The following is a 4,894-nucleotide window of genomic DNA, read 5'->3' on the forward strand; positions in this document are numbered from 1 at the left end:
ACCGCCTGGCCACCGAGAAGACCGGCTCCTGCATCATCGTCCAGCGCCCCGACCGGCGCCTCGCCGACCTGCTCCACGACTTCACCCGCCGCTGAGACTTTCGGGAGAACCCTCACCGGAGACGAGCGTGTCACAAATCACTCTCGGTGTGGCGCTGGTGTCTCTACCTGCGGTTTCTCGCACTCACAGGTAGCTGGACGTTGCCAGGCGTTGCCTCCTGTTGCCTCGCACGTCAGCGCGGAATCGACTGTAAGTGACCGTCACTAGACTTCCGGAAATCGCGCAGAAGGAGCCCTGCAGCCCCAACAGGTTCCTACGCCTCTGAGTTGGGAGGGCTCCTTGCGCGATGCTCCTGCACGCCTCTCAACGAGAGGAACTCCGTATGGAGGAGCGTAACGCGAAACGCCAGCCCAAGCACCCGTCCCATTGGGCCAGGCGGCGAGTCGAAACCATCCGTCACCTGCGTAAATGGATCAGTCAGCAGGGACAGAGTGTCCCGGGCGAGTTCCTGCAGGGCGCCGCCTACAAGCTCGGGAGCGGCGCGGCGACCCTACTCATCCTGTGGTGGGAGACCCGCCGCTGACGCTCTGGCGGGCCTGCCCCACGGCAGGCCCGCTCTATCCTCTACAACCCACCGTTCTCCATGGCGAGCCGGCTTCTGACCTCCTTGCCGGAGGGGTGCCGTGCCCCCCAGTACTCGGCTTGGCACACGCGCCCGAGAAACACATGCTGTGGGCAGCCGTGCCAGAGGAAGGACTCCGGGGTACGACGCTCACTCTTCGGATTGAGGCCCCGGTTGAATCCGCTCAAGAGTGGCTCCAACTCCTGCCCCACACCGCACAGCGAGCACAGCCTCGCGCCCGCCTTCTCGGCAGCGTCCCGGGCACCAGAGCTCCACCACCGGCGCGCTCTCCGGTGCCACGTCACAGTCCGGGGCGTGCAGGACGCCCCGATCGGGCCTGTGCGTCCAGCTTCTGTAGCACTCAACCGGTGGCCGACGCGACCGGAGGGTCTCGCGCACCGACGGCGGCGGCGTCTTCAGGTACGTCGTGGGGACGTCGTCGGACCAGGCTCCTGGTTGAGGTCCTGCTGCGCGGCGCCCACCCCCATAGGAGCGGCATCCGCAGCAGCAAAGTGGCTAAACAGAACGCTAGTTCGTCTCAGAGTCATCTGTGATGGCAGTTTTACCCGTGATGTGATCACCACGAGTGATTGACCTGACACGCAGCACACTCGCAAGTCATCATCTCGGGGAGAGATTCATGCACTTCAGATACAGAAAGCTGCTCACGGCTGGGGCGGTCACACTGGGCCTGCTGGCCGGCTCTTCGACCACCGCACAGGCTTCCAAGCCCACTCCGCCAGCTGTCCCGGCTCCCGCGGCCATCACGCCGAAGACGACTGCTGCTCAGGAGGAGGCCGCCTGCGACGCCCAGCTGAAGGCGGCACGCGACGCCGGTAGCAACAAGCCCGTCGCCTGCGCCTCCTGGGCGGAACCATCCGCCACCGCCCATCGTCATGCAGCCATCACGGCGTGGCCGACGCCGAACTGGTGTGACGACCACGGCCCGAACAACACCTGGTATGTCACCCGGTTCAAGGCGTGCGGTGTCTTCGCCGCCGACGTCACCGTGCATGACGTCCGCACCGGCCGGGTGACCGGCAAGATGCACTACCTGGTCGTCGCCTACGCCTACAGCGACTACGGCATCGAAAGGTGGGCATACCAGGTCGAGCTGATGCAGGTCAACGCCTCGGGCGACGCCGTGGGCAGCAGCGCGGGCGGCAAGGGCACATGCGCGGGCAAGTGCAAGGTCAACGACAGCAAGTTCCCCTCCCAGGCGATGAGCCAGGACAAGAACGCTGTCGGCCAGTTCTTCTTCGACACCACCATCAAGGCCCGCCCCAAGGGCGACATAGGCAACGGACAGGGGACAGCCCACTGGCAGTTCACGAACCCCAAGTGGGCCGCGCCGACCAACGAGATCACCCTGAACACGCCAGTGGTCCGCTGCGACAACGCCCTGCCCGGCACCTCGAGGATCGGGTGCGTCATGCCGTACATCCCGGAACTGGTGTACAGCAAGAGGGGGGACTTCCCTGAACTCGCCAAGCACATCGAGTACGCGCAGAACACCAAGCACCTGCCCGGCAAGCACGGCACGACCAAGTACCTGACACGCCTCACGGACAAGGCCAAGATCAAGAAGAACCGGAACACTGCATGCCCGTCCAGGCGGCCCCGGCCTGCGGGCAAGGAGTGCGACGAGTACCCTTTCGCCTCAACCTGGCAGGGTGCATCCACCGGTGGTGGCCACTTTAGCTGGCGCATGATCCCCGCCGCGCAGAACAGGGACGGCGGCAAAGCCCTCGGCAACTTCTACCTCTACAACCGGATCATCGAGAAGGATAAGTTCCTCGTCTGGATCAAGAACTAGTCATCCGCCGACCATCCGGGACACCGCATGAACGAGCAGGCCGCGCACGGACAGCAGCTCGTGCCAGTGCACTACCACCAGTTCAGGATCAGCGACGAGGACGGCCCCGTCGGCCCCGACCTGCCTCCCGAGCACAACGGCTTGGTCGAGGTACAAGACGGCATCGCCACAGTCCTCACCGGCATCCACACCGGCGACGTCGACGTCACCGTCACCTTCCACTCCAACACTCCCCAGCCCGGGGACGCCGAATGGGAGGAGATCGTCGAAGTCTCGCTGCACTCCGCATCGGGAGAACTGATGGTGCGCGGCCTGATGGCCGACCTCGACGAGGACTTGCCCGAGCTGTCATTCGACGGCCCCGGCGACTACCGGCTGCGCGTTCACGCTCGGGGCCGGGACACCGCCGTCGACCTCGCCCCGGACGACGTCACCGAGTGGTACCTCATCCAGGTATGGCCCGCACAGGCCCAAGAGGCGGTGGTACTCCGCCAGACCGACAGCTACGGGGCATCTGTCCGAGCAAGGTAACCACCGCCGACTTAGTTCAGCAGCTTCTGATGACGTGAGCCCCGGATACCAGTCCGGGGCTCACTGACGTCTGGTCGCTCGATCAGCCAGGGACCGGCGTGAGCGATGGACGCCGCGCTTCTCACGGCGCAGTCTGTGTCCTCCTGCCGAGGTAGATACCTGTGGGTCGGTTCCTCGCGGCCGACATCACGACCGCGATCGATCCTGATCAGAGGCTGACCGCTTGCATCATCAGCGTTACTGCTGGTCGGGCCAGATAACCAGCACCTCATCGGCTTCTTCGTCGGTGAGGGTGAGGCGGGCGCCGGGCATGCTGCCGTACTCGCCGACCCAGCGCCGGAACTTGTCCCGCGCGGTCTCCTCACTTCCCCACCAGCCGTGCTGCACCGTGCGGCCGCCGGCGGCCAGCAGCAGGTGGTATCGCTCGGGACTGCTCACGTCAGCCGGATCCCTCTGCGTCGCCCCGGTTCGCGAACGATCGCGGACTTCGCTTCCAATTCGGTGAGCTGGTAGTGCACCGATGCCCTGCTGCGCATGCCGACGGCCTCCCCGATCTGCTGCATCGTCGGCGCCTGCCCGTGGTCGGCGATGTGCCGGCGGATGCAGCGCAGGATGCGCTCCTGGGTGTCGGTGAGGTAGTCCACACGGTGCATAATTCAATTAGAGCGCTTGTTCGATTTCCTGGGCAAGTGGAGACACACGGCAGCCGGGGAGCAGCAGTGTGACTGAGCGCGCCAGTTGGCCACGGAGTGCTTCAGGTGGCCACCTGCCGCACGAGCTCCTTATTCGCTGGCCGCCGCGTCGGCAGGCCCTTCCCCCACAGCAATCCGCTGAACAAGTTCATCGAGCTGACCGGCGATGATCATCCTGCGGCGCTCCAGTAGATCCCTGTAGACGGTCAGAGGTACGGGCTCCCCACTGGATGCCGCCTGTGTCAGCACGAAGCGGGCCTCCACTTCCAATGCCAGGTAGGCCCTGCGGCGTGCGTGAGCCGCTCGCTGATGCACCTCCGGCTTCAGGAAGGCGATAGCAGCGCTGAGTCCCGCGCTGACGAGCGCCAGCACGGCCGCCGGGATACGGGCATCTGCTGAAGAGAGCCCCGTTGCGCCCGAGATCCCGGCCAGTACGGCAGCGGGCAGTCCAAGCGCGGCATGGGTGAACCGCCAGAACTGCCGACGGAAGCGGTTCTTCCGGGCTTGTTCTTCGCACTCGGTCCGAAGGTCGGCGACCTGACTCCCCACGACGTCATCTGCCATGGAGCGAGCCTGCCAGGGGGACTCTTATCTGGACGGTGTATCCCTGTTCTGGTCGCCACTCCGCGGCCAACCATGGCGCTCAGAGTGGCCAACGGGCGCGCTCAGTCACAAGCAGGTGGGTGGTGAGCAGCCGCTCTCGCGTCTGGACGCGCTCCGTTTCGCCCGGCGCGTCGTCGAGCAGCAGGCCGTCCGGCAACTGCGGCTCATCGACCGCTGGATCGCCGACGAGGAACGCCGCGAGATCGAGCGGCTCCAGGGTGAGGAGATGCGGCCGGGCCCGCCGGACTGGCTGATCCAGTACGGCCTCAACCGCTCGAATGTGGACGCTGTGCGCGCCGGTGACTGCTGGGCGGCGGCCAAGAGCGGCCGATGCCGTCCGGCCAGTCGGCTGCAGGCGATCGATGCCCTGCGCGGGCAGGTACCGCCTTGCATCCACTGCCGGCCTGACACGGCCCTCGGCATCCTCGACTGAGAAGAGTGCCCCGGCCAGCGTGCTGGCCGGGGCTGAACCCGCGGAAGGGTGTGATCGTGAAGGGCGGTCGCCTACGCGGCGAAAGGCTCTGCAGGGCTTCAGCCGAACGATCGTCCCTGCAGGCAATGGATGAGGCCCGGAGACACTGTCCCCTTCACCATCACGCCCTCTGCGACCACGCCGGTGAGCCGAACATT

7 protein-coding genes are annotated in these 4,894 nt (G+C 65.9%); 4 read left to right on the forward strand and 3 right to left on the reverse strand.

Annotation, left to right across the window (positions count from 1 at the left end):
• The first annotated feature begins 382 nt into the window (after positions 1 to 382).
• The 3 genes from ACIBBH_RS42300 (at position 383) to ACIBBH_RS42310 (ending at position 2,969) form a co-directional block, all read left to right on the forward strand.
• Positions 383 to 583, forward strand: coding sequence for a hypothetical protein (locus ACIBBH_RS42300; protein ID WP_399414288.1), 201 nt, complete (start codon positions 383 to 385; stop codon positions 581 to 583).
• Positions 584 to 1,262: 679 nt separating this feature from the next.
• Positions 1,263 to 2,438, forward strand: coding sequence for a NucA/NucB deoxyribonuclease domain-containing protein (locus tag ACIBBH_RS42305; RefSeq protein ID WP_399414290.1), 1,176 nt, complete (start codon positions 1,263 to 1,265; stop codon positions 2,436 to 2,438).
• Positions 2,439 to 2,465: 27 nt separating this feature from the next.
• Positions 2,466 to 2,969: a hypothetical protein gene (locus ACIBBH_RS42310; RefSeq protein WP_399414292.1), complete on the forward strand. Its 504-nt coding sequence runs from the start codon at positions 2,466 to 2,468 to the stop codon at positions 2,967 to 2,969.
• Positions 2,970 to 3,206: 237 nt separating this feature from the next.
• Here ACIBBH_RS42310 and ACIBBH_RS42315 read toward each other — a convergent pair whose 3' ends face one another.
• The 3 genes from ACIBBH_RS42315 to ACIBBH_RS42325 form a co-directional block, all read right to left on the reverse strand.
• On the reverse strand, positions 3,207 to 3,407 hold the full coding sequence (locus tag ACIBBH_RS42315) for a hypothetical protein (protein ID WP_399414294.1): 201 nt from the start codon (positions 3,405 to 3,407) through the stop codon (positions 3,207 to 3,209).
• Positions 3,404 to 3,622 (reverse strand): LexA family protein, encoded by a 219-nt coding sequence (locus ACIBBH_RS42320; RefSeq protein ID WP_399414296.1) that lies wholly within the window; start codon positions 3,620 to 3,622, stop codon positions 3,404 to 3,406. Before ACIBBH_RS42320 ends, ACIBBH_RS42315 begins: the two co-directional genes overlap by 4 nt.
• 129 nt (positions 3,623 to 3,751) lie before the next feature.
• On the reverse strand, positions 3,752 to 4,225 hold the full coding sequence (locus ACIBBH_RS42325; protein WP_399414298.1) for a hypothetical protein: 474 nt from the start codon (positions 4,223 to 4,225) through the stop codon (positions 3,752 to 3,754).
• A 115-nt stretch (positions 4,226 to 4,340) separates the two neighbouring features.
• Here ACIBBH_RS42325 and ACIBBH_RS42330 point away from each other — a divergent pair, with 115 nt between their 5' ends.
• Positions 4,341 to 4,697: a DUF6233 domain-containing protein gene (locus tag ACIBBH_RS42330; RefSeq protein WP_399414300.1), complete on the forward strand. Its 357-nt coding sequence runs from the start codon at positions 4,341 to 4,343 to the stop codon at positions 4,695 to 4,697.
• Positions 4,698 to 4,894: the final 197 nt, after the last annotated feature.

Origin of the sequence: Streptomyces sp. NPDC051636 (assembly GCF_044453765.1) — a bacterium.
Taxonomy (GTDB): Bacteria; Actinomycetota; Actinomycetes; order Streptomycetales; family Streptomycetaceae; genus Streptomyces.

Coding starts and splice junctions, on each gene's coding strand:
- ACIBBH_RS42300 (WP_399414288.1), top strand. CDS start 383: ATGGAGGAGCGTAACGCGAAACGCCAGCCCAAGCACCCGTCCCATTGG.
- ACIBBH_RS42305 (WP_399414290.1), top strand. CDS start 1,263: ATGCACTTCAGATACAGAAAGCTGCTCACGGCTGGGGCGGTCACACTG.
- ACIBBH_RS42310 (WP_399414292.1), top strand. CDS start 2,466: ATGAACGAGCAGGCCGCGCACGGACAGCAGCTCGTGCCAGTGCACTAC.
- ACIBBH_RS42320 (WP_399414296.1), bottom strand. CDS start 3,622: ATGCACCGTGTGGACTACCTCACCGACACCCAGGAGCGCATCCTGCGC.
- ACIBBH_RS42325 (WP_399414298.1), bottom strand. CDS start 4,225: ATGGCAGATGACGTCGTGGGGAGTCAGGTCGCCGACCTTCGGACCGAG.